This window comes from Noviherbaspirillum sp. (assembly GCF_035254685.1).
GTDB lineage: Bacteria > Pseudomonadota > Gammaproteobacteria > Burkholderiales > Burkholderiaceae_D > Noviherbaspirillum.
In genome coordinates this window covers 1-20,718 of sequence record NZ_DATFAI010000023.1, presented here as the reverse complement: position 1 = coordinate 20,718, position 20,718 = coordinate 1, and the positions used below count along the sequence as shown (strand labels likewise).

16 protein-coding genes are annotated in these 20,718 nt (G+C 60.6%); 11 read left to right on the top strand and 5 right to left on the bottom strand.

What is annotated here, in order from left to right; genetic code table 11:
- Window positions 1-86 precede the first annotated feature (86 nt).
- Both egtD and egtB read left to right on the top strand, forming a co-directional pair.
- Window positions 87-1,040 (top strand): L-histidine N(alpha)-methyltransferase, encoded by a 954-nt coding sequence (egtD, locus tag VJ698_RS10165; protein WP_324102637.1) that lies wholly within the window; start codon window positions 87-89, stop codon window positions 1,038-1,040.
- Window positions 1,041-1,060: 20 nt separating this feature from the next.
- Entirely contained in the window at window positions 1,061-2,302 is a 1,242-nt protein-coding gene (egtB, locus tag VJ698_RS10160; protein WP_324102635.1) for an ergothioneine biosynthesis protein EgtB, read from the top strand.
- Between the two features lie 12 nt (window positions 2,303-2,314).
- On the opposite strand, the gene VJ698_RS10155 is transcribed toward egtB, so the two are convergent.
- Complete coding sequence (locus VJ698_RS10155; protein ID WP_324102634.1) at window positions 2,315-2,764, bottom strand: GNAT family N-acetyltransferase; 450 nt, start codon at window positions 2,762-2,764, stop codon at window positions 2,315-2,317.
- A gap of 123 nt (window positions 2,765-2,887) precedes the next feature.
- On the opposite strand from VJ698_RS10155, the gene senA reads away from it, so the two are divergent.
- Window positions 2,888-4,075: a selenoneine synthase SenA gene (senA, locus tag VJ698_RS10150; RefSeq protein ID WP_324102633.1), complete on the top strand. Its 1,188-nt coding sequence runs from the start codon at window positions 2,888-2,890 to the stop codon at window positions 4,073-4,075.
- 115 nt (window positions 4,076-4,190) lie between these two features.
- Here the strand turns inward: senA and VJ698_RS10145 are convergent, their stop codons facing one another.
- Both VJ698_RS10145 and fabI read right to left on the bottom strand, forming a co-directional pair.
- Window positions 4,191-5,594 (bottom strand): DEAD/DEAH box helicase, encoded by a 1,404-nt coding sequence (locus tag VJ698_RS10145; protein WP_324102632.1) that lies wholly within the window; start codon window positions 5,592-5,594, stop codon window positions 4,191-4,193.
- A gap of 326 nt (window positions 5,595-5,920) precedes the next feature.
- Entirely contained in the window at window positions 5,921-6,703 is a 783-nt protein-coding gene (fabI, locus tag VJ698_RS10140) for an enoyl-ACP reductase FabI (RefSeq protein ID WP_324102631.1), read from the bottom strand.
- A gap of 355 nt (window positions 6,704-7,058) precedes the next feature.
- Between fabI and VJ698_RS10135 the strand changes: the two genes are divergently transcribed.
- The 4 genes from VJ698_RS10135 to VJ698_RS10120 are packed head-to-tail and all read left to right on the top strand — an operon-like array spanning window position 7,059 to window position 12,553.
- Window positions 7,059-8,861, top strand: a complete 1,803-nt coding sequence (locus VJ698_RS10135; protein WP_324102630.1) for an extracellular solute-binding protein — start codon at window positions 7,059-7,061, stop codon at window positions 8,859-8,861.
- 10 nt (window positions 8,862-8,871) lie between these two features.
- The gene (locus VJ698_RS10130) at window positions 8,872-9,936 is read left to right on the top strand and encodes a microcin C ABC transporter permease YejB (RefSeq protein ID WP_324102629.1); all 1,065 of its coding nucleotides are present in this window, start codon (window positions 8,872-8,874) and stop codon (window positions 9,934-9,936) included.
- A complete protein-coding gene (locus VJ698_RS10125; protein ID WP_324102628.1) occupies window positions 9,933-10,976 on the top strand; it encodes an ABC transporter permease in 1,044 nt (347 codons plus the stop codon). The genes VJ698_RS10130 and VJ698_RS10125 overlap by 4 nt, the downstream gene beginning before the upstream one ends.
- Window positions 10,973-12,553 carry an ABC transporter ATP-binding protein gene (locus VJ698_RS10120; RefSeq protein WP_324102627.1) on the top strand — a complete coding sequence of 527 codons (1,581 nt, stop codon included), beginning with the start codon at window positions 10,973-10,975 and terminating at the stop codon, window positions 12,551-12,553. The genes VJ698_RS10125 and VJ698_RS10120 overlap by 4 nt, the downstream gene beginning before the upstream one ends.
- A 43-nt stretch (window positions 12,554-12,596) precedes the next feature.
- Here the strand turns inward: VJ698_RS10120 and VJ698_RS10115 are convergent, their stop codons facing one another.
- Both VJ698_RS10115 and gloB read right to left on the bottom strand, forming a co-directional pair.
- The gene (locus VJ698_RS10115; RefSeq protein ID WP_324102626.1) at window positions 12,597-14,087 is read right to left on the bottom strand and encodes a transglycosylase SLT domain-containing protein; all 1,491 of its coding nucleotides are present in this window, start codon (window positions 14,085-14,087) and stop codon (window positions 12,597-12,599) included.
- Window positions 14,088-14,211: 124 nt separating this feature from the next.
- Window positions 14,212-14,985 carry a hydroxyacylglutathione hydrolase gene (gene gloB / locus VJ698_RS10110; RefSeq protein ID WP_324102625.1) on the bottom strand — a complete coding sequence of 258 codons (774 nt, stop codon included), beginning with the start codon at window positions 14,983-14,985 and terminating at the stop codon, window positions 14,212-14,214.
- Window positions 14,986-14,988: 3 nt separating this feature from the next.
- Here gloB and VJ698_RS10105 point away from each other — a divergent pair, with 3 nt between their 5' ends.
- From VJ698_RS10105 to VJ698_RS10090, 4 genes are all read left to right on the top strand, one after another.
- Window positions 14,989-15,765: a class I SAM-dependent methyltransferase gene (locus VJ698_RS10105; protein WP_324102624.1), complete on the top strand. Its 777-nt coding sequence runs from the start codon at window positions 14,989-14,991 to the stop codon at window positions 15,763-15,765.
- Between the two features lie 2 nt (window positions 15,766-15,767).
- Window positions 15,768-16,202, top strand: a complete 435-nt coding sequence (gene rnhA / locus VJ698_RS10100) for a ribonuclease HI (RefSeq protein WP_324102623.1) — start codon at window positions 15,768-15,770, stop codon at window positions 16,200-16,202.
- Between the two features lie 92 nt (window positions 16,203-16,294).
- Window positions 16,295-17,452: an efflux RND transporter periplasmic adaptor subunit gene (locus tag VJ698_RS10095; RefSeq protein ID WP_324102622.1), complete on the top strand. Its 1,158-nt coding sequence runs from the start codon at window positions 16,295-16,297 to the stop codon at window positions 17,450-17,452.
- Window positions 17,453-17,464: 12 nt separating this feature from the next.
- Window positions 17,465-20,557, top strand: a complete 3,093-nt coding sequence (locus VJ698_RS10090) for an efflux RND transporter permease subunit (RefSeq protein ID WP_324102621.1) — start codon at window positions 17,465-17,467, stop codon at window positions 20,555-20,557.
- Window positions 20,558-20,718 lie beyond the last annotated feature (161 nt).

Here is a 20,718-nt window from a genome sequence, read left to right as displayed (position 1 = left end):
CCAATCCACCACGCGGCGTTGCCCGGTACGGCATTTTCCCACGTGGAAGCCGGCTGCAGCGACCGCTTTGTCACTGGCGGAACATCTTGCAGAACGGATTCATTCAGATCTATCAGAGGAATGCGGAGGCCATATGCGGAGAGATCGCCGCAGGCCTGCTCGCGCCGAACGCCTGGATTTCGCCAAAATATCTGTACGATGGATTGGGGTCCAAGCTGTTCGCAGCCATCTGTGAACTCCCGGAATATTACCCGACGCGCACTGAGGCGCAGATTCTGGAGCGTTGCTGCTCCGACATTGCACGTTCCACCGGGCGGGGCGCAACACTGATTGACTTGGGCGCGGGCAATTGCGAGAAAGCAGCAAGACTGTTTTCCGCGGTGCAGCCTGCGCACTATGTCCCGATCGACATTTCCGTTGATTTCCTGCGCGACGCGGTGGAGAGCCTGCGCTACCGCTTTCCCCAGATCAGGATGACCGGGCTCGGAATGGATTTTTCGCGTTCGCTGGAGCTGCCGGATGCCGTGCCGCGGGAGAAGCGCCTGTTCTTCTATCCTGGCTCGTCCATCGGCAACTTCATGCCGGAAGAAGCCGCTGCATTCCTGGGCCGTGTTCGTGAAGCCTGCCGTGCCGATGGTGGACTTCTGATCGGCGTCGACCTGCTCAAGCACGAAGAATTGCTGCAGGACGCCTACGATGACGCGATCGGATTGACCGCAGCTTTCAACCTGAACATGCTGCAACACATCAACCATTTGCTGAAGGCAGATTTCAGGCCGCGCGACTGGAGGCACGTGAGCCGTTTCAACGCAGGCGAAAGCCGGATCGAACTGCACCTGGAAGCGCGGCGCGACCTGACCGTCGTCTGGGAGGGCGGCAGCCGGCATTTTGCACAAGGCGAGCGTATCCACACCGAGAACAGCTACAAGTACACCCCTGAAAGATTCCTGCAGCTGCTCGAGCGCGCCGGCTTCGGGCGCGTCAGCAAATGGATCGATCCGCAGGGGTGGTTCATGTTGTGCCACGCGCGCGCCGCGTGAGGCAAACCAGGAGGATATCCATGCCCATCGACGACCTGCTTGCCGAATATCTCCGGGTGCGCGCGGAAACCCTTGCGCTGGCGGAGCTGCTATCGGATGAGGACTCCTGCGTGCAGTCGATGCCGGATGCCAGCCCTGTCAAATGGCATCTCGCGCATACCACCTGGTTCTTCGAGACCTTCATCCTGGAGCGCTTCGAACGCGACTTCCGGCCCTTCCATCCGGCGTTCCGCGTCCTGTTCAATTCCTATTACAACGGCATCGGTGAAAAGCATCCGCGTCCGCAACGCGGCATGCTGACACGGCCTTCGCTGGGCGATGTCCGGGCTTACCGGCACCAGGTCGACGAGCGCATCGCCATGTTGCTGGAGACAGACGATGAACGCGCGGACATTCCGCACTTGCTCGAAATGGGCATGCACCATGAGCAGCAGCACCAGGAGCTGATCCTGACCGACTTCAAGCATCTGCTCTCGATCAATCCCTTGCAACCCGCTTACAGTGCAAGGCCGCTTCCCGTCACGCCTTATGCAGAGCCGCTCGCATGGCGCAAATATGATGCGAGCATCGCCGGGATCGGTCATGCAGGCAGCGGATTCTGCTTTGATAATGAAACGCCGCGGCACCGCCAGTTCGTGGAAGCATTTTCGCTCGCATCGCGCTTGAGCGCGAACGGCGAATATCTCGCTTTCATCGAGGATGGCGGCTATGCGAATCCGTCGCTCTGGCTGTCGGAGGGCTGGGACTGGTTGCGGGCAAACGGTATTGCGCAGCCGATCTACTGGCGGCGCGGCGACGCAGGATGGCAGGAATTTACCCTCCATGGCCTGCAGCCACTGGACCTGAACCGTCCCGTCACGCACGTCTCGTACTTCGAGGCCGATGCTTTCGCGCGATGGAGCGGTGCCCGCCTGCCGACCGAGGCGGAATGGGAACATGCGGCATCCGGCACGGCTGACTTGGGGCAAACAAGCCTGCATCCGAGCGCCCATATCGGTGCGCACACCGGCACGCTGGATGCGCCGTTGTCGCAACTGTTCGGCGAATGCTGGCAATGGACGCAGAGCAGTTACACCCCTTATCCCGGATACCGAGCGGTCGAAGGCGCGATTGGCGAATACAACGGCAAGTTCATGTGCAACCAGTATGTGCTGCGTGGATCGTCCTGCGCCACGCCGCAAGGGCACGCGCGCCTTACCTATCGCAATTTCTTTCCGGCCTCGGCACGCTGGCAGTTTTCCGGGATACGGCTCGCGCGCTAGGGCAGGCCACCCTTAGTCGACGTCGAGGCTGTAATGCAGGAAGGCGTTGTCGCGCTGATACCCCATCGATTCGTATAATTTCTGTGCGGGGTTGTCGTGCGCGGTAGAAAGCACCAGTCGCTTTGCGCCACAGGTGATCGCATGTTCGCGCGCAGCCTCCAGCAATGCCTTCCCGACTCCTTGCCCGCGCGCCTCGGGCGACACGAACAGGTCGTTCAGGATCCAGATCCGCCGCGCGCTGACGGACGAGAACGACGGATACAGTTGCGTGAAGCCGAGCGGCCGTGCCTGTGTGTCTTCCGCAATCAGGATCACGGATTCCTGCAGCGCCAGCCGCTCATGGATGAAGGCGCTTGCCAGCCGCAGGTCCGGAGCCTGGCGGTAGAACTGGCGATAAGCGTCGAACAGGGGCGCAATGATTCCTGCGTCGGCGAGGCCGGCCTGACGAACGTTGATTTCCATATCGGTCATTCCACCATGATGTAGAGAAAGCATGATTGTACGGCGAAGCAGGGCAAGGTCGGCAGGCACGGCTCACGCTTGCATGGCATCGCGTATGATTGGCTTTTGCCAACGCAAATCGCAATGAACTTTTCCTTTCGAACCGCCGCTCCCAATGAATTGGCTGCAGCGCTGCAGGATGCGCGGGATTACACGCTGACGCTGTTTGACTGTTACGCGGCGGTAGCGCTTGACGAATCTGCCAGGGTTCCCGTTCTTCCCTTCATCAATCCGCCATTGTGGGAGTTGGGACATATTTCCTGGTTTGCAGAGTGGTACATCCTGCGCGATGCACAATCGAGCGATCCAGCTGCGGCGCACCGCACTTCCATGCTGACCAAAGGTGATGACTGGTTCGATTCCAACACGGTGCCGCATCGCGCCAGGTGGAAACTGGAACTGCCGAGCGCCGGTGCGCTGAAGACCTACTGCCGCGAAGTGCTCGACCGCGTGCTGGACAAGCTGAGCCGTTCCGGGAACGACCACACAGCGCTGTATCCATATCGGCTCGCGCTTGCCTTCGAGGACATGCGCGGCGAAGTGCTTGCTTGCGGGCTGCAGGCGCTGAATGTGATACTGCCCCGGCCGCTCGCGAACCACGCCATACCGGCATGGGCGCAGGGCGAAATCCGTTTTCCGGGCGGCACCATTGAACTGGGCAGCAGCCGCAATTCGGGCTTTGTATTCGACAATGAAAAATGGATGCATCCCTGTTACGTGCCGCCCTTCACCATGGATTCGACACTGGTATCGCATGCACAGTACAGCGAGTTCGTGGCGGATGGCGGCTACCAGAAGGCGCAGTTCTGGAGCGCCGCCGGGCGCGCGTGGTTGATGGCACAGGACCGATCAGCGCCGCGCGACTGGCTGCGTGACGGACGATACTGGCGTTGTCGCCGTTTCGGAAAGGAGCTTGCGTTGCCGGCCAACGAACCGATGCGTCACATCAGCCTGTTTGAAGCGCAGGCCTACTGCATGTGGGCCGGGCGGCGCCTGCCGACGGAAGCGGAATGGGAATATGCGGCCCTTTCGGGCCATCCGGCATTCCGCTGGGGCGATTTGTGGGAGTGGACCTGCTCGCCGTTCGAGCCCTACCCGGGATTCTCTCCGGATGCCTGGCGCGAGTATTCGCAGCCGCACTTCATGACGGATCAATCGATACGTGGCGCCTCGTTTGCGACACGACTGCGCATCCGTTCACCGAAATTCCGTAATTTCTGCGCACCGGAACGCGAGGATATGTTCATCGGCTTTCGGACTTGTGCTTTGTAAAGCATTTTGTCCACGGAAAACACGGAAGGCACGGAAAAATCTTTTAGAAATTTCCGTGCCTTCCGTGGCTTCCGTGGACAGAGCCTTTCTCAAGGCTGTCTGTGGAGGTTAGCTATCAGCGATCGCCCCACGAGCGTCGACCATTGCCGCTGTCGCCGAAGCGCGAACCCTTGTTGTAGCCGCCGCCTTCCTTGCGCGGCGCGCCCGGCTTGCTGAAGGAGCGTTGGCCCGGCTTGCTGCTATTGCCGCGGTTGTCGCCCGGTTTCCAGCCGCCCGGCTTGCGGTTCGTGCGCGGTGCGGAAGCCGTCTTTTTCGGCTCCAGGCCTTCGATCACATCGACCGGGATCAACTGCTTGGTGAAGCGCTCGATCCGCTTGATGTTGATGTTCTCGGCATGGTTCACCAGCGAAATCGCGAGACCGTTGCGGCCGGCGCGGCCGGTACGGCCGATGCGGTGCACATAGTCTTCCGGGAATTTCGGCAGGTCGTAGTTCACCACGTGGGTGATGCTCGGCACGTCAATACCGCGCGCGGCGACGTCGGTCGCCACCAGCACGCGAACCTGGCCGCGGCGCAGCGCATCCAGCGTCCGGTTGCGCGCACCCTGGTGCATGTCGCCATGCAGGGCAGCAGCGGCAAAGCCAGCGATGTTCAGGCGATCGGCGATCGTGTCAGCATCGCGCTTGGTCGCGGTGAAGACGACGGCCTGGTCAATGGACGAATCGCGCAGCAGATGGTCGAGCAGGCGGTTCTTGTGTGACAGGTCGTCCACGAAGTGCATGCGCTGCTGGATATTCTCATGCTTCGCGCCCGCGCTTGCGATCTGGATCACCAGCGGGTCGCGGGTGATTCGCTTGGCCATGTTGCCGACCACGCCGTCCAGTGTCGCGGAGAACAGCATGGTCTGGCGCGTCTCCGGCGTTGCCGAAACGATCTTCTCGATGTCGTCGATGAAGCCCATGTCCAGCATGCGGTCGGCTTCGTCCAGCACCAGCATTTCCAGTTGCGAGAAGTTGATCTTACCGGATTCCATATGGTCGATCAGGCGACCCGGTGTGGCGACGAGGATTTCCGGATTCTTCGCCAGCAACTGCATTTGCTTCGGATAAGGCATGCCGCCCAGGATCGAAACAGCACGCACGCGGCGCAGATAGGAACCGTATTTGGTGGTTGCCGTGGTGACCTGCATGGCGAGCTCGCGGGTCGGCGTCAGCACCAGCATTTTCGGCTGTGCCGGCTGGAAGCGCGGACGTTCGCCTCGCGAACGGGCAGCCTGGCGTTCCTGGTTGGGAGTCTTTGTGCCCGGCTGAGACTGTTGTTCGGCCAGTGCGAATTTGTGCAATGCCGGCAGCATGAATGCCGCGGTCTTGCCGGAACCTGTCTGCGAAGACACCATCAGGTCGCGGCCTTGCATGGCCGCGGGAACTGCCTGCTCCTGGACAGGAGTTGGTTTGGTGTAGCCGGCATCCGTCAGTGCTTTCAGAATGGACGTGTGCAAGCCTAATGCTTCAAAAGTCATTGTGTTTCTTTCTTAAAATTCAACGCCGCGACCACGCGCATAACGGGTGCGCCGGCGTATTAAAAAGAGGCAACGCCAACCAACGAAACAACTGAGAATTTTTCTGAGAAATTTCGGCACAAAGCTTTGCGCCGGGACGGTGTCTGGAATTCAACACCAAAAGGCGGGATGGCTTTATCGTGTACTGCTAAAGGGTTGCGATGCTGCGTAAATGCACGCCACGTGCGATGCATTGCGGCGCATTATACAGACATATGAGTTCCGCTGCCGATTATTTTTGCGCTGCAAAAGAGCAGGGCGGATGGGTGCCGCCCTGCGGGAGGCCATCACTCTTCCGGTGCGTACATTACGTGCGAGAAGCCCCCGTCGACATAGGTGATCTCGCTAGTGATGCCGGAGGCCAGGTCCGACAGGAGGAACGCTGCGGTATTCCCCACATCCTCGATCGTGATATTACGTCGCAGCGGCGCATGCGCGGCGACGATGCCGAGGAGCTTGCCGAAATCCTTGATGCCGCTTGCAGCGAGCGTCTTGATAGGGCCGGCCGAGATGCCGTTGACGCGGATGCCTTTCGGGCCGAGGGACTCGGCCAGGTAGCGCACGCTGGCTTCCAGCGATGCCTTGGCCAGGCCCATGGTATTGTAGTTCGGTGTTGCGCGGGTGGAACCCATGTAGGTCAGGGTGAGCAGCGAAGAGTTCGGGCGCAGCATCGGCAGCGCGGCTTTGGCCATGGCGGGGAAGCTGTAGGAAGAAATGTCGTGCGCGATGCGGAAGGATTCGCGCGACAGGCCTTCCAGGAAATCGCCGGTGATCGCTTCGCGTGGCGCGAAACCGATGGAGTGCACCAGGCCGTCGAGGTGATCCCAAGACTTGGCGAGATCGGTGAACAATGTGTTGATCTGCTCATCGCTCCCGACGTCGCATTCGAATACCAGTTTGCTACCGAATTCGTCGGCAAATTCGGTGATGCGTTCCTTGAAGCGCTCGCCGACATAGGTAAATGCAAGCTCGGCGCCCTCGCGTTTGCAGGCCTGTGCAATGCCGTAAGCGATGGATCGATTGGACAGCAGTCCGGTGACCAGTATTTTTTTGCCTTGCAGAAACGCCATGAATAACTCCAGGTAAATTTGTGTCGTATTTTATCGCTTAACGGGCTATCGTCTGCCCGCAACGGCCAGAAATGCAGCTAAAGCGCATGTTTCCGCCGTTTTTGCGGCTGATTTCACGAGTTCGCCAAGATTGTAGGGAGACTTCACGCGCAGGGCAACTTTTGCGTTTGCGCAGGAAGCATGATCGGAAAACACTTTTGATGCTAACTGCTGTGATAAAACACGAAATTTCAATTAACGCGCTGCAACTTTCCTCGATTGACCAAAAATTGATCAACGCAATCCATCCCTTTCGGTACAATAGCCCCACTTTTTCCGGCAGCCATGCTGAACGGCCTTTCCCGTAAACCGCCGAATGCGAAAATTTTCTCTACTTTTGCTGCTTGTCAGCAGCCTCCAGTTCACCGGCAGCGCATTCGCCGCCCACGCTTTTTCCATGTACGACACGCCGAAGTATCCGGCGAATTTCACGCATTTCGATTATGTGAATCCTGATGCCCCGCGCGGCGGGGAGTTGTACCTCGCCAATCCCGGCCGGGCCACCAGCTTTGACAAGTTCAATCCGTTTTCGTTGAAGGGCGTCTCTGCAGCCGGCATTTCCGAACTGATGTTCGAGACGCTTGCCACCGGCTCGGCCGATGAAATCGCCACCATGTATGGACTGCTGGCGGACGACATGGAGCTGGCCCCGGACCGGATGTCGATCGTCTTCCGGCTGAATCCGAAGGCAAGGTTCAACAACGGCGATCCGGTAACGGCGGACGACGTCAAGTATTCCTACGACACCGTGCTGGCCAAGGGGGCACCGCAGTTCAAGTCGATCTTTGCAGACGTCAAGCAATGCGTGGTGCTGGATAAGCGCACCGTGCGCTTCGATTTCAAGGCGCTCAACCGGGAGCTGCCGTTGATCGTCGGCACCAGTGTCCCCGTCTTTTCCCGCAAGTGGGGTGCCGGCACCTCCTTCGACAAGATCCAGCTGGAAGCGCCGATTTCCACCGGACCATACCTGATCGAACGCTATGACCTTGGCCGCTCCATCAGCTACACCCGCAACCCGAATTACTGGGGTGATGCGGTGGCGAGCCGGCGCGGCATGTACAACTTCGGCCGCATCATCTATCGATTCTACAAGGACGACGTCGCCCGGCTCGAAGCATTCAAGGCCGGTGAATTCGATGTGAATGTCGAATACACGGCGAAGAACTGGGCGCGAAACTATATCGGCCCGAAATTCAAGAGTGGCGAGATCATCAAGCGCGAACTGCCGCACCACAATGGCGCCGGCATGCAGGGCTTCGTGATGAATCTGCGCCGCCCGCAGTTCCAGGATGTGCGGGTGCGCAGGGCGCTCGGGCTGGCGCTCGATTTCGAGTGGATGAACCGCCAGTTGTTCTATAACCAGTACAAGCGCATCGATTCCTATTTCACCAATACCGAACTGGCGGCGACCGGCATGCCGTCGGCGGACGAACTGAAATTGCTGGAACCCTTGCGCGACAAGCTCGATCCGTCGGTATTCGGCCCGGCGCCGATTCCGCCGAGCACCAATCCTCCGGGTTCGCTGCGCGCCAATCTGCTGCAGGCAAGGGAATTGCTGAAGGAAGCCGGTTGGGAATATCGTGACGGCGCCCTGCGCAACAGCAAGAATGAGCCGTTTACGTTCGAAGTGATCGACAACCAGCCGGCGATGTCGCGCATCATTACCGTCTACTTGCGCAACCTGCAGAAGCTCGGCATCCAGGTAAACCAGCGCGTGGCCGATTTTGCACTGGTGGAAAAGAGGATGGAGCAATTCGATTTCGATATGACGGTGGAACGCTTCCCGGATACCAATAGCCCCGGCAATGAATTGTTCGACCGCTTCAGCTCGGCAGCGGCGGATGAAATCGGTTCCAGCAACTACTGGGGCCTGAAGGACCCCGCTGTTGATCGGCTGATCGCTATCCTGGTCAAGGCGGAAACCCGCAAGGAACTGATTGCCGCGTCGCGCGCACTCGATCGGGTCCTGCTTCACAAATACCTGGTCGTGCCGAACTGGTATTCCTCCACGCATCGCGTGGCCTACCGCAACCGGCTCGGCATGCCGGCGACGCTGCCGCTGTATTACGCTGCCGAGCCCTATGTGATTTCGACCTGGTGGCAGGTGAAGGCGCGATAAGAGGTCAATCATGAACATGTGGTCATACATTGCAAAACGCATCCTGCTGATGATCCCGACCTTGTTCGGGGTGGTCGCGATCACCTTTGCGGTGATCCAGTTCGTGCCCGGCGGGCCGGTCGAGCAGGCCTTGATCGAATTGCGCAAGGGCCAGACAGCGGGCGGCGAGGCATCGGGCGGCGGCGCGGCTTCGGTGTATCGCGGCCGACAGGGCATCGATGCCGAACGGGTGAAGGAGATCAAGGCCTTGTATGGCTTCGACAAGCCGCCCATGGAACGCTTCTGGCTGATGCTGAAAGGCTTTGCCCGATTCGATCTCGGCCAGAGCTTTTATCATCACCAGGATGTGTGGCAACTGGTCAAGTCCAAGCTGCCGGTGTCGATCAGCATCGGCATGTGGACGTTCTTCCTCACTTATCTGATATCGCTGCCCCTCGGGATCGCCAAGGCGGTGAGGGAGGGCTCGCGTTTCGATGTCGCGACCAGCATGGCGGTGCTGGTCGGTTATTCGATTCCGGGTTTCGTTCTCGGCGTATTGCTGCTGGTGCTGTTTGGCGGCGGAAGCTTCCTGCAGTGGTTCCCGCTGCGTAACCTGACCTCGGACGACTGGGATCAGCTCTCGCTGTTCGGCAAGGTGGTCGACTACCTGTGGCACATCACGCTGCCCGTTATTGCATCAGTGGCCGGTTCGTTCGCTGTCATGACCATGCTGACCAAGAACACCTTCCTCGAAGAGATCCGCAAGCAGTATGTGCTGACGGCGCGCGCCAAGGGGCTGAGCGAGAAGGCGGTGCTCTACAAGCATGTGTTCCGCAATGCGCTGATTCCGCTGGTGACGGGATTCCCCGCGGCGTTCATCGGCGCTTTCTTCGCCGGCAGCCTGCTGATCGAAACCCTGTTCTCGCTCGACGGCCTGGGCCTGTTGTCCTACGAGTCGGTGATCCGCCGCGATTATCCGGTGGTGATGGGCACACTCTATCTGTTTACCCTGATTGGCCTGGTCGTGAAACTGATCGGCGATCTGTGTTACGTGTGGGCCGATCCGCGCGTGCAATTCGAAAGCCTGAACCGATGACGACACCTGCAATTGCCCCCTCCGTTTCGCCACGGCGCCGCATCTGGCTGCGTTTCCGGCAGGACCGCCGCGGCTACTGGAGCCTGGTCATTTTCCTCGTGCTGTTCGGCCTGAGCCTGATGGCCGAGGTGATCTCGAACGACAAGCCGCTCGTGGCCCGTTACAACGGCACGATCGTGTTCCCGATGGTGCACACGTACTCGGAGAAGGATTTCGGCGGCGACTTCGATTCGCCGGCTGATTACCTCGATCCCTTCATCCAGAAGCAGTTCATGAAGAAGGGAAACTGGGCGATCTATCCGATCAACCATTACTACTACGACACGCTGAATTATTTCGCCAAGTCGCCCAACCCGGCGCCACCTTCCTCGGAGAACTGGCTGGGGACCGACGACCGCGGGCGCGATGTGTTCGCGCGCCTGCTGTACGGCTTTCGCATATCGGTGGTGTTCGGCCTGGCGCTGACCATCACCGGCGTGATCCTCGGCCTGATCGCGGGTGCGATCCAGGGCTACTTCGCCGGCAAGACTGACCTGTTCTTCCAGCGCTTCATGGAAATCTGGGGCTCGATGCCGGAGCTGTACCTGCTGATCATTTTCGCGTCGATCTTCGAGCCAGGCCTCGGGCTGCTGCTGGTCCTGCTTTCGCTGTTCGGCTGGATGGGGCTGTCGGATTACGTGCGTGCCGATTTCCTGCGCAACCGTAACCTCGAGTACGTGCAGGCGGCAAGAGCGCTCGGCCTATCCGACCGCAAGATCATCTGGCGCCACGTGCTGCCAAACAGCCTGACTCCGGTTGTGACCTTTCTGCCCTTCCGCATGAGCGCCGCCATTCTTTCGCTGACCAGTCTCGACTTCCTCGGGCTGGGCGTGCCGCCGCCGACGCCAAGTCTCGGCGAGTTGCTGGCGCAGGGCAAGAATAATCTCGACGCATGGTGGATCGCGCTGTCGACGTTCTTCGTCCTTACCTTGACCTTGCTGCTGCTGACCAATATTGGCGATGCGCTGCGCAACGCACTGGATGTCCGGAGGAAGGCATGAGCTTGCTGGACGTTCAGAAATTGCGGGTGCAATTCGGTGCAGCCACGGTAGTCAGCGATGTCAGCTTCAGCATCGCGCCGGGCGAAAAATTTGCCCTGGTAGGCGAGTCCGGTTCGGGCAAGACGGTCACTTCGCTGGCTATCCTGCGCCTGAACCAGGACGCGCAATACAGCGGACGCATCCTGTTCGAAGGTGATGACCTGCTCAAGAAGCCGGAAGCGGCGATGCGTTCAGTGCGCGGCAAAGATGTTGCCATGATCTTCCAGGAGCCGATGACGGCGCTCAATCCGCTGTTCACCATCGGCAACCAGATCGCGGAAGTCCTGATGCTGCACGAGGGCATCAGCGCGAAGGCGGCGGCGAAACGTACGATCGATCTGCTGGAGAAAACCGGTATTCCGGAGCCGGCGAGAAGGGCGCTCGCGTTTCCGCACCAGTTGTCCGGTGGGCAGCGGCAGCGCGCGATGATCGCGATGGCGCTCGCCTGCAAGCCGAAGCTGCTGATCGCCGACGAGCCAACCACTGCGCTCGACGTGACGATCCAGGTGCAGATCCTGGAATTGCTGAACCAACTTCAGCGCGAAGAGAACATGGCCGTGCTGATGATCACCCACGACCTGAACCTGGTGCGGCATTTTGCGGACCGTGTCGGCGTGATGGAGCGCGGACACCTGATCGAAACCGCGACCACCGACGAGCTGTTCGCCAATCCGCGTGAGGCCTACACACGCAAGCTGCTGGCAAGTCATCCGCAGCGCGTGGTTGACGAAGTCGATCAACAGTCGGCGTCTTTGCTGACAGCTGAAAAGATGCGGTGCACCTTCTCCATCAAGCAAGGCTGGTTCAAGAAGAAGGAATTTGTCGCCGTCGACAATGTCGATGTGCAGATCAAGCCGCATGAAACGCTCGGCATTGTCGGTGAATCCGGCTCGGGCAAATCGACGCTCGGCATGGCACTGCTGCGCCTGTCATCGGCGCAGGTCGACGGCAGCATCGCTTTCATCGGGCAGCCGATCAGCAAGATGTCGAGCGTGGCGCTGCGCCCCTTGCGCGCGAAGATGCAGGTCGTGTTCCAGGACCCGTTCGCATCGCTGTCGCCGCGCCGCACCATCGAGCAGATCGTCGGCGAGGGGCTGGAACTGCATCAGCCGCAACTGGGACGCGACGGCTTGCGTGAGGCCGTGTCCAAGGGGCTCGTCGAGGTCGGACTGTCACCCGAGATGATGTCGCGTTATCCGCATGAATTCTCCGGCGGGCAGCGGCAACGGATTGCGATCGCGCGTGCCTTGGTGCTGAAGCCGGAGCTGATCCTGCTCGACGAGCCGACATCGTCGCTCGACGTCTCGGTGCAACAGCAGGTGTTGAAGCTACTGGCGGAACTGCAGCGCAAATACGGGATGGCCTATCTTTTCATCAGCCATGACCTCGCAGTGATCCGCGCGATGGCGCACCGCGTGATGGTCATGAAGGACGGGAAGGTGGTGGAAAGCGGTGCGACGGAAGAGGTCTTGTCGAATCCGCGCCAGCCTTATACGCAGCGACTGCGGGCGGCGGCGACGTATTCCACGCTGTCTTGACGGCGCTTGCGCAGGTATTGCCTGCACAAGGCATTGCACGCAATCAGCCGTGCCGTTTCTTGCGCGATGACCCCGCCGTCTTGCGGGCTGGGGCGGGAGCAGCCTTGTGACGGGTCGGCGTACCACGTGCCGCCTGGCGCCTGTTGGATGACGCCTTGTTGGGCAGATTCAGTTCCAGCGTCTGGCCGGCAGCCACCTTGTCATGCTTCAGGTTGTTCCAGCTCCGGATCTGTGAAACGCTGACCTTGTGCCGGCGTGCGATCGATTCGAGCGAATCGCGCTTGCCCACCTTTACGTAGACGCGCCGCGTTTCCGGTACGTCCGGCACCGTGACCATGGTCGCGTTATCCACGAGCTCCGGCGCGATATCCTTCTCCGGCGCATGTTCGGGTTTCGGGACCAGCACAGTGGAACCGGCCTTCAGCAGCATCTTGGGTGGGATATTGTTTGCTTCGCGGATGACTTCCGGCGTGGTGCCAAACTTCTTCGCGATGGTCTCGATACGTTCGCGCGCGCTCGTCACCTTGTGCGCGGTCCACGACGACAGCGCATGCCCCCATTTCGACAGGTTGGCCTTGAACTTCTCGGCATTGCTCTGCGGGAGCAGGATCTGGGTTTCGGAGCTGCCGGCGATCACGGGGCGCTTGAACTGCGGATTGAGCGCCTTGAATTCATCGATCGACAGCTCGGCCAGCTGCGCGGCGACCTTGATGTCGATGTCGCGTGTCTTGCCGATCGTGACGAAGTAGGGCTGGTTCTCGACCTTCGGCAGCACCACGCCGAAATCGGCGGGCGAAGCGATGATGTTCTTCACGGCCTGCAGCTTGGGCACGTAATTGCGCGTCTCCGCCGGCATGTATTGCGACAGGCTGTTGAAGTCGGTCGGCCGGCCCGCTGCCTGCGCCTTGCTGATGGCGCGCTGCACCGAGCCTTCACCCCAGTTGTAGGCGGCGAGGGCAAGCTGCCAGTCGCCGAACATCGAATACAGCTTCTGCAAATAGGTGAGTGCGGCGTCGGTCGATGCGATCACGTTGCGCCGGTCATCCTTGAATACGCTTTGGGTCAGGTTGAAATCGCGGCCGGTGGACGGAATGAACTGCCACATGCCAGCAGCCTTGGCCGTCGAGAGGGCCTGCGGATTGAATGCGGATTCGATGAAGGGCAGCAGTGCCAGTTCGGTCGGCATGCCGCGCTTTTCCAGTTCCTGCACGACATGGAACAAATAGCGCGACGCGCGCGTGGTAGTGCGCTGGATGTAGTCGGGACGCGAGACATACCACTGGACGTGATTTGCCACCAGCGGATTGTCCAGGTCGGGAATGCCGAAGCCTTTCCGGATGCGCGCCCACACGTCCACTTCTTCCATGGCGAGCAACTGCACCAGCGGATCGTTGGGATCATAAGGTTTTTCCAGCGCAGACACCTGCGACCAGGAATTCAGCGGGAGGGAAAGATCGGCAGCTTGTATGGCGAGCGGCGCGCTGAGCAGAAGGATCGCTGCAAACGGAAGTGTTCTTATTTTCAGCGGCTGCATGGGTCCTCGCTTGCTGTGTGATGACGGCGTCAGGCGCCCGGGAATCAAAGGAGTTTACGTAATGGTGTTTTCCTGCGTCAAGGCTTATTGCAAAACATTACGGACCATCGGAGAGCCACGCCGCCTAGCGATAGGAATTTTTCCATTGCCGTAAGGCAGTGAAAACGGCAATAGGTTCCCTGTCAGAAAGATGTCCGGTGGCTAAAAGCCGGTCGGCGATGCCAGGTTCCCGGTAGCGCAGGAACGGGTTCGTCAACTTTTCCAGGCCGATTGTGGATGGCACCGTGGGTCGCCCCTCGTCGCGCTTGGCCTGTTCGTGCTGGATTCGTGTACTTATTGCAAGATTTTCGGGTTCGACTTCATGAGCGAAGCGAAGGTTCGCCAGCGTGTATTCATGCGCGCAGAAGATTTGCGTTTTATCAGGAAGCGCCGCCAGTTTTGCAAGTGAGACAACCATTTGCTCCGGTGTACCCTCGAACAGGCGTCCGCAGCCGCCGGCAAAGAGTGTGTCTCCGCAAAACAGCCAGTCTTGTTCCGATGCAAAATAGGCAATATGGCCGCGCGTGTGGCCCGGCACGTCCAGTACCTCAAGCTTCAGGACTGGCGCGTCGAGTGTGACCGTGTCGCCCTCGCCCAGGGGCTGCGTGACCTGCGGTATGGTTTCATTGCGCGGTCCGAATACCGGAACCTGAAAGTGCCGCAGCAGTTCCGGCACGCCGCCGACATGGTCAGCATGATGATGAGTCAGTAGAATAGCGGCCAGGGAGAGGCGATGTTCCTCGAGCGCGGCCAGGATGGGCGCCGCGTCGCCCGGGTCGACCACGGCGGCACGTTTGCCATCGTGAATCAGCCAAAGGTAATTGTCCTGGAACGCCGGTACTGTCAAAACATTCAACATACGATGGAACGCCTGTCGCCTGAAAAAGCCATTATAGCGCTCGGTCCCTGGCTGGGGACTCCGGCTGGCGCCTACGTCCGCGCGTGGCAGCAGGCGCGGCTCGACATGCTGACGGCCGACATCTTCGGCTTCAATGCCATGCAGATCGGCCTGCCGCAGATCAACGCGCTGCAGGCCAACCGCATGCCCAACAAGTGGCTGACCGACACCCGGTTCCCGCAGCCGGCCAGCGACGGATCGCGCTCACCGATCGTGGTGGTGCATGACTTCGCCGAACTGCCTTTTGCCTCGCAGAGCCTGGACCTGGTGGTGCTGCCGCACGTGCTGGAATTCGCCGACGAACCGCACCAGGTGCTACGCGAAGTCGAGCGGGTGCTCATCCCCGAGGGGCAGGTGATCATCTGCGGATTCAATCCCGCGAGCCTGTGGGGGCTGCGCCAGGTAGCGAGCCGCGTCACCGGCGCCGACTTCCTGCCGCAGAACGGTGAATTCATCAGCCTGCCTCGCCTTAAAGACTGGCTCAAGCTCCTGAACATGGAAGTCAACCGCGGGCATTTCGGTTGCTATGCGCCGCCGTGCGTCACCGAGAAATGGCTGAATCGCTTCACCTTCATGGAAAGGGCGGGCAACCGCTGGTGGCCCTATCTCGGCGCGGTCTATATCGTGCAGGCGATCAAGCGCATCCGCGGCATGCGGTTGATCGGGCCGGCCTGGACCCGCAAGACCGCGACTACGCCGCAAGGCGTTCCCGCCACCAATCGCATTCATAGACACAAATAGGCATGGACAAAGTTGAAATTTATACCGACGGGGCCTGCAAGGGGAATCCCGGTCCGGGCGGCTGGGGCGCGCTCCTGATCGCCGGCGGACACAAGAAGGAAATGTTCGGCGGTGACCCCAAGACCACCAATAACCGCATGGAACTGCAGGCGGTAATTGAAGCCCTGACGGCCCTCAAGCGACCGTGCGAGGTCATCGTTCACACCGACAGCCAGTATGTACAAAAAGGCATCAGCGAATGGATCCATGGCTGGAAGGCACGCGGCTGGAAGACCGCATCGAAGGAGCCGGTCAAGAACGTCGACCTGTGGCAGGCGCTCGACGCCGCCCAGGCCATCCACACTATCCAGTGGCGCTGGGTGAAGGGCCACGCCGGCCATGACGGCAACGAGCGCGCCGACGCACTCGCCAACCTCGGGGTCGCGTCCGTTTCGTAGAAAACAGGTGCTGACTGATTGTGCTACATTCGCCCGTTGGTAACCGACTATCACTGGTCTGCCAGGCACGGATCAACAAGCATTAGAGAAAAATGAACGCACGGAGACTGTTGTACCCCGCTATCGCCGCCATCGGGATCGCGGCATTGGGTTCTTATGCGTATTACGCGGAACGCCAGCCGCAACGGCCGATGGAGCAAACCGCAGGCACCGCGCAGTCATCGCACGGCGCGGGCAGGGTGAAAGGCCAGGGCAGCGTGGTGTCGGTCGATGTGGCGACTGTCGCTACTGTGAAGCTCGTCGACGATGTCAGCGCGGTCGGCAGCATCCGCTCGAACGAATCGGTCGTGATCCGTCCCGAGGTATCGGGGCGCATCAGCAGGCTCAATTTCGGCGATGGCCAGCGGGTCAGGAAAGGACAGCTGCTGGTTGCCTTCGATGCCAGCGTCAACCAGGCCGAAGTGCAGCAGGCGAAGGCCGAACTCGGCATTGCCAGGGCCAACTTCGAACGTAACGTTGACCTGGCCAGGCAGAAGTTCATTTCAGTGCGCGCCAGGGACGAGTCACTGGCCAACGTGCAGGTGCTCGAAGCCAAGCTCGCGCTCGCGGAGGCCCGCCTGTCCAAGATGGAAATCAGGGCGCCGTTCTCGGGCATCGTCGGCATTCGTACCGTGAGCGTCGGCGATTACGTGAAGGACGGCGCTGATCTGATCAACCTGGAAGACATTTCCAGCGTCAAGGTCGACTTCCGCGTGCCGGAGAAATATGCGGACGTGGTGCGCAAAGGGCAACTCATCGAAGTCATGGTCGACGCTTTGCCAGGAAAACCCTTCCGTGCAACGGTCGATGCCATCGATCCGCAGGTAGACAGTTCCGGACGCTCCGCCTTGCTGCGCGGGCGTATCGACAATCCGGAAGGGAGACTCAAGCCCGGCATGTTCGCACGCGTCAGGCTGATCCTCGGCGTACGCGACAATGCGCTGGTGGTGCCCGAAGAAGCCATCGTCCCGCAGGGTAACAAGGCGACGGTGTGGAGGGTCGTCGACGGCAAGGCGGCCCGGACAGAAGTCCGGACAGGCCTGCGGCGCGCTGCCAGGGTGGAAATCACGCAAGGCCTGCAGGCCGGGGACATGGTCGTTACCGCGGAGCAGATTCGCCTCACGCGCGATGGCACGCCGGTGAAAATCGCGCAGGGCGCTCCAGGCGCACGTCCGGTCGAGGCATCCGCCGAGACTGCGCCCAAGAGCTGATCGGAGGTCGGCATGGTCTTGTCCGATATCTGCATCCGCCGCCCTGTGTTCGCGACGGTGATGTCCCTCATCATCGTGCTGATCGGCCTGGTTTCGTACAACCGGCTGGCGGTACGCGAGTATCCGAAAATCGATGAACCGGTTGTGACGGTGACAACCGACTATCCGGGCGCGAGTTCGGAAATCGTCGAGTCGCAGGTCACCAAGCCGATGGAAGACTCGATCGCCGGAATTGACGGCGTCGATGTGCTGACCTCGATCTCTCGCTCCGAGCAGAGCCAGATCACGGTGAAGTTCCGGCTTGAAAAGGATCCCGATTCCGGCGCGAACGACGTGCGCGACCGCGTCTCGCGTGTGCGCGCGAAACTGCCGCAGACGATCCAGGAGCCGGTGATCGCCAAGGTCGAGGCCGATGCCAATCCGATCATCTGGCTGTCATTCTCCAGCGACACCATGTCGCAGCTCGATCTGACCGACATCGCCAACCGCATCGTCAAGCCGCGCCTGCAGCTGCTGCCCGGTGCCGCTGATGTGCGCATTGGCGGCGAGCGCAAGTATGCGATGCGCATCTGGCTCAATCGCGACAAGCTCGCCGCGTACCGCCTGACGCCGGCCGATGTGGAAGACGCCTTGCGCAAGCAGAACATCGAAGTGCCGGCAGGGCGCATCGAGTCGAAACAGCGCGAGTTCTCGGTCGTGTCGCAGACCGATCTCACCACGTCGAAGGAATTCGGGGACATCATAGTGCGAACCGTGAATGGCTATGCCGTCCGGTTGCGCGACGTGGCGAGCGTCGAGATTGCCCCGGCCGCCGAGCGCACCTCGGTCCGTTTCAACGGCAAGAACGCGGTGTCGCTGGGCATCATCCGCCAGGCCACCGCCAATCCGCTGGAGCTCGCCGGGTATGTGAAGGCGGAATTGCCGAAGCTGAATGAAGAGCTGGCTGCCCAAGGTGTGCGGATCGGCATTGCGGTGGACAACACGCTGTTCATCGACCGCTCGATCAAGTCGGTCTACAAGACCATCGGCGAAGCGATCGTGCTGGTCGCGCTGGTGATCTTCGTCTTCCTGCGCTCGTTCCGCGCGTCCATCATCCCGCTGGTCACGATTCCGGTGTCGCTGATCGGCGCATTCGGCCTGATGTCGCTGGCCGGCTTCAGCATCAATACCCTCACGCTGCTTGCGCTGGTGCTTGCGATCGGTCTCGTGGTCGATGATGCGATCGTCGTGCTCGAGAACATCTTCCGTCATATCGAGAACGGCATGAAGCCGTTCGATGCAGCGCTCAAGGGTGCCAAGGAAATCGGCTTTGCTGTCGTCGCGATGACGTTGACCCTTGCGGCGGTGTATGCGCCAGTGGCCTTCACGCCGGGTCGTACTGGACGGCTGTTCGTGGAATTCGCGCTGACGCTGGCCGGCGCGGTGCTGGTATCCGGCTTTGTCGCGCTCACCCTGTCGCCGATGATGTGCTCGGTCCTGCTGCGGCACCAGGCGCGGCATGGCATCGTGTACCGTGCGATCGAAAATGCGCTCGACATGCTGACTGCGGCTTATCGCAAGGTCCTCGCCGGCACGCTGGCCGCGCGCTGGCTGGTGGTCCTCGTCTATGTGGTGGTCATCGGCACGCTGGCATGGCTCGCGACCGGCATGAAAAAGGAGCTGGCGCCGGTGGAGGACCGCGGCACCATCTTCACCGTTTTCACCGGCCCGGACGGCGCATCGCTGGAATACACCGAGAAGTATGCGCGCCGGATGGAAGAGATCGCCGCCGGGATCAAGGAAATCGACCGCGTCTTCATCTTCGCCGGCAATCCCACCGTCGAGCGCGGCAGCGCATCGTTCCGCACCATCGACTGGACCGAGCGCAGTCGCAGCACGCTCGACATGCTCAAGGAAATGCAGCCGAAGATGGCGGCCATTCCCGGCATCCTCGCTTTTCCGAACGCGCCGCCCTCGCTCGGGCAGTCGATCCGCGAGCGCCCGGTGAACCTGGTTGTGCTCTCCAATGCCTCCTATGCAGAATTGCAGAACGTGGCGCAACAGATCGTCGCCGAGGCGAGCAAGAATCCGGGGCTGGTCAATATCGACACCGATCTTCGCCTGAACAAGCCGCAGGTGAACGTCGAGGTCGACCGCGACAAGGCAGCGGATGCCGGCGTCCAGATCGAGACCGTCGGGCGTACCCTGGAGACGATGCTCGGCGGACGCAACGTGACGCGCTTCAAGAAGGATGGCGACCAGTATGACGTGGTGGTGCAGATCCAGAACGGCGAGCGCGATGCGCCGGACGACATCAACAACATCTTCGTGCGTGGCCTCAGCAAGACCGGCGGGCCGGACCAGATGATCCCCTTGTCGAGCCTGCTAAAGGTGCGCGAGACCGTTGCCCCGCGCGAGCTGAACCACTTCGGCCAGCGCCGCGCGGTGATCATTTCCGCAAGCCTCGCGAACGGCTACACCCAGGGCGAAGCCATCGGGTTCATGGAGCAGACGGCGCGCAGTATTCTCAAGCCCGGCTACGCGATCGACCTGTCCGGCTCGTCGCGCGAATACCGCGACTCCAGCGGCAGCCTCGCGCTCACCTTCGTGCTGGCGCTGGCCTTCATCTACCTGGTGCTGGCGGCGCAATTCGAAAGTTTCATCTACCCGTTCATCATCATGCTGACCGTGCCGCTGTCGATGGCGGGCGCGCTGGCGGCACTTAAGTGGGGTGGCGGCACGCTGAACGTGTATAGCCAGATCGGCCTCATCACGCTGGTCGGACTGATCACCAAGCATGGCATTCTGATTGTCGAGTTCACCAACCAGCTGCGCGAGCAGGGCAAGTCGTTGCAGGAGGCAGTGGTGGACGCCGCGGTGCTGCGCCTGCGGCCGATCCTGATGACGACCGGCGCGATGGTGCTGGGCGCCGTTCCGCTGGCGCTGGCCACCGGTGCAGGCGCGGAATCGCGCATGCAGATCGGCTTGGTCATCGTCGGCGGCATGAGCTTTGGTACACTGCTCACCCTGTTCGTCGTCCCGACGTTTTATACTTTCCTTGCCCGCCGGAAGGCGCGTCATCCGGCTTCGGATACTGCGCCGCACCCGGCGGCAACTGCTCACTGACCATGCGACAAATCGTCTTGTTCTATATAGTTAGCATTTCTGTAAACGGTGAGTGAGTGGAGTGAGTGAATGAGTGCCTTCAGAACCAAGATTCCCAATTACAGCAAGGCAAATCTCACCATCTCGTATTTTAATTTGGAAACAGTTTCGTCTTGTGCTGG

Coding starts and splice junctions, on each gene's coding strand:
- egtB (WP_324102635.1), top strand. CDS start 1,061: ATGCCCATCGACGACCTGCTTGCCGAATATCTCCGGGTGCGCGCGGAA.
- VJ698_RS10155 (WP_324102634.1), bottom strand. CDS start 2,764: ATGGAAATCAACGTTCGTCAGGCCGGCCTCGCCGACGCAGGAATCATT.
- senA (WP_324102633.1), top strand. CDS start 2,888: ATGAACTTTTCCTTTCGAACCGCCGCTCCCAATGAATTGGCTGCAGCG.
- VJ698_RS10145 (WP_324102632.1), bottom strand. CDS start 5,594: ATGACTTTTGAAGCATTAGGCTTGCACACGTCCATTCTGAAAGCACTG.
- fabI (WP_324102631.1), bottom strand. CDS start 6,703: ATGGCGTTTCTGCAAGGCAAAAAAATACTGGTCACCGGACTGCTGTCC.
- VJ698_RS10135 (WP_324102630.1), top strand. CDS start 7,059: ATGCGAAAATTTTCTCTACTTTTGCTGCTTGTCAGCAGCCTCCAGTTC.
- VJ698_RS10130 (WP_324102629.1), top strand. CDS start 8,872: ATGAACATGTGGTCATACATTGCAAAACGCATCCTGCTGATGATCCCG.
- VJ698_RS10125 (WP_324102628.1), top strand. CDS start 9,933: ATGACGACACCTGCAATTGCCCCCTCCGTTTCGCCACGGCGCCGCATC.
- VJ698_RS10120 (WP_324102627.1), top strand. CDS start 10,973: ATGAGCTTGCTGGACGTTCAGAAATTGCGGGTGCAATTCGGTGCAGCC.
- VJ698_RS10115 (WP_324102626.1), bottom strand. CDS start 14,087: ATGCAGCCGCTGAAAATAAGAACACTTCCGTTTGCAGCGATCCTTCTG.
- gloB (WP_324102625.1), bottom strand. CDS start 14,985: ATGTTGAATGTTTTGACAGTACCGGCGTTCCAGGACAATTACCTTTGG.
- VJ698_RS10105 (WP_324102624.1), top strand. CDS start 14,989: ATGGAACGCCTGTCGCCTGAAAAAGCCATTATAGCGCTCGGTCCCTGG.
- rnhA (WP_324102623.1), top strand. CDS start 15,768: ATGGACAAAGTTGAAATTTATACCGACGGGGCCTGCAAGGGGAATCCC.
- VJ698_RS10095 (WP_324102622.1), top strand. CDS start 16,295: ATGAACGCACGGAGACTGTTGTACCCCGCTATCGCCGCCATCGGGATC.
- VJ698_RS10090 (WP_324102621.1), top strand. CDS start 17,465: ATGGTCTTGTCCGATATCTGCATCCGCCGCCCTGTGTTCGCGACGGTG.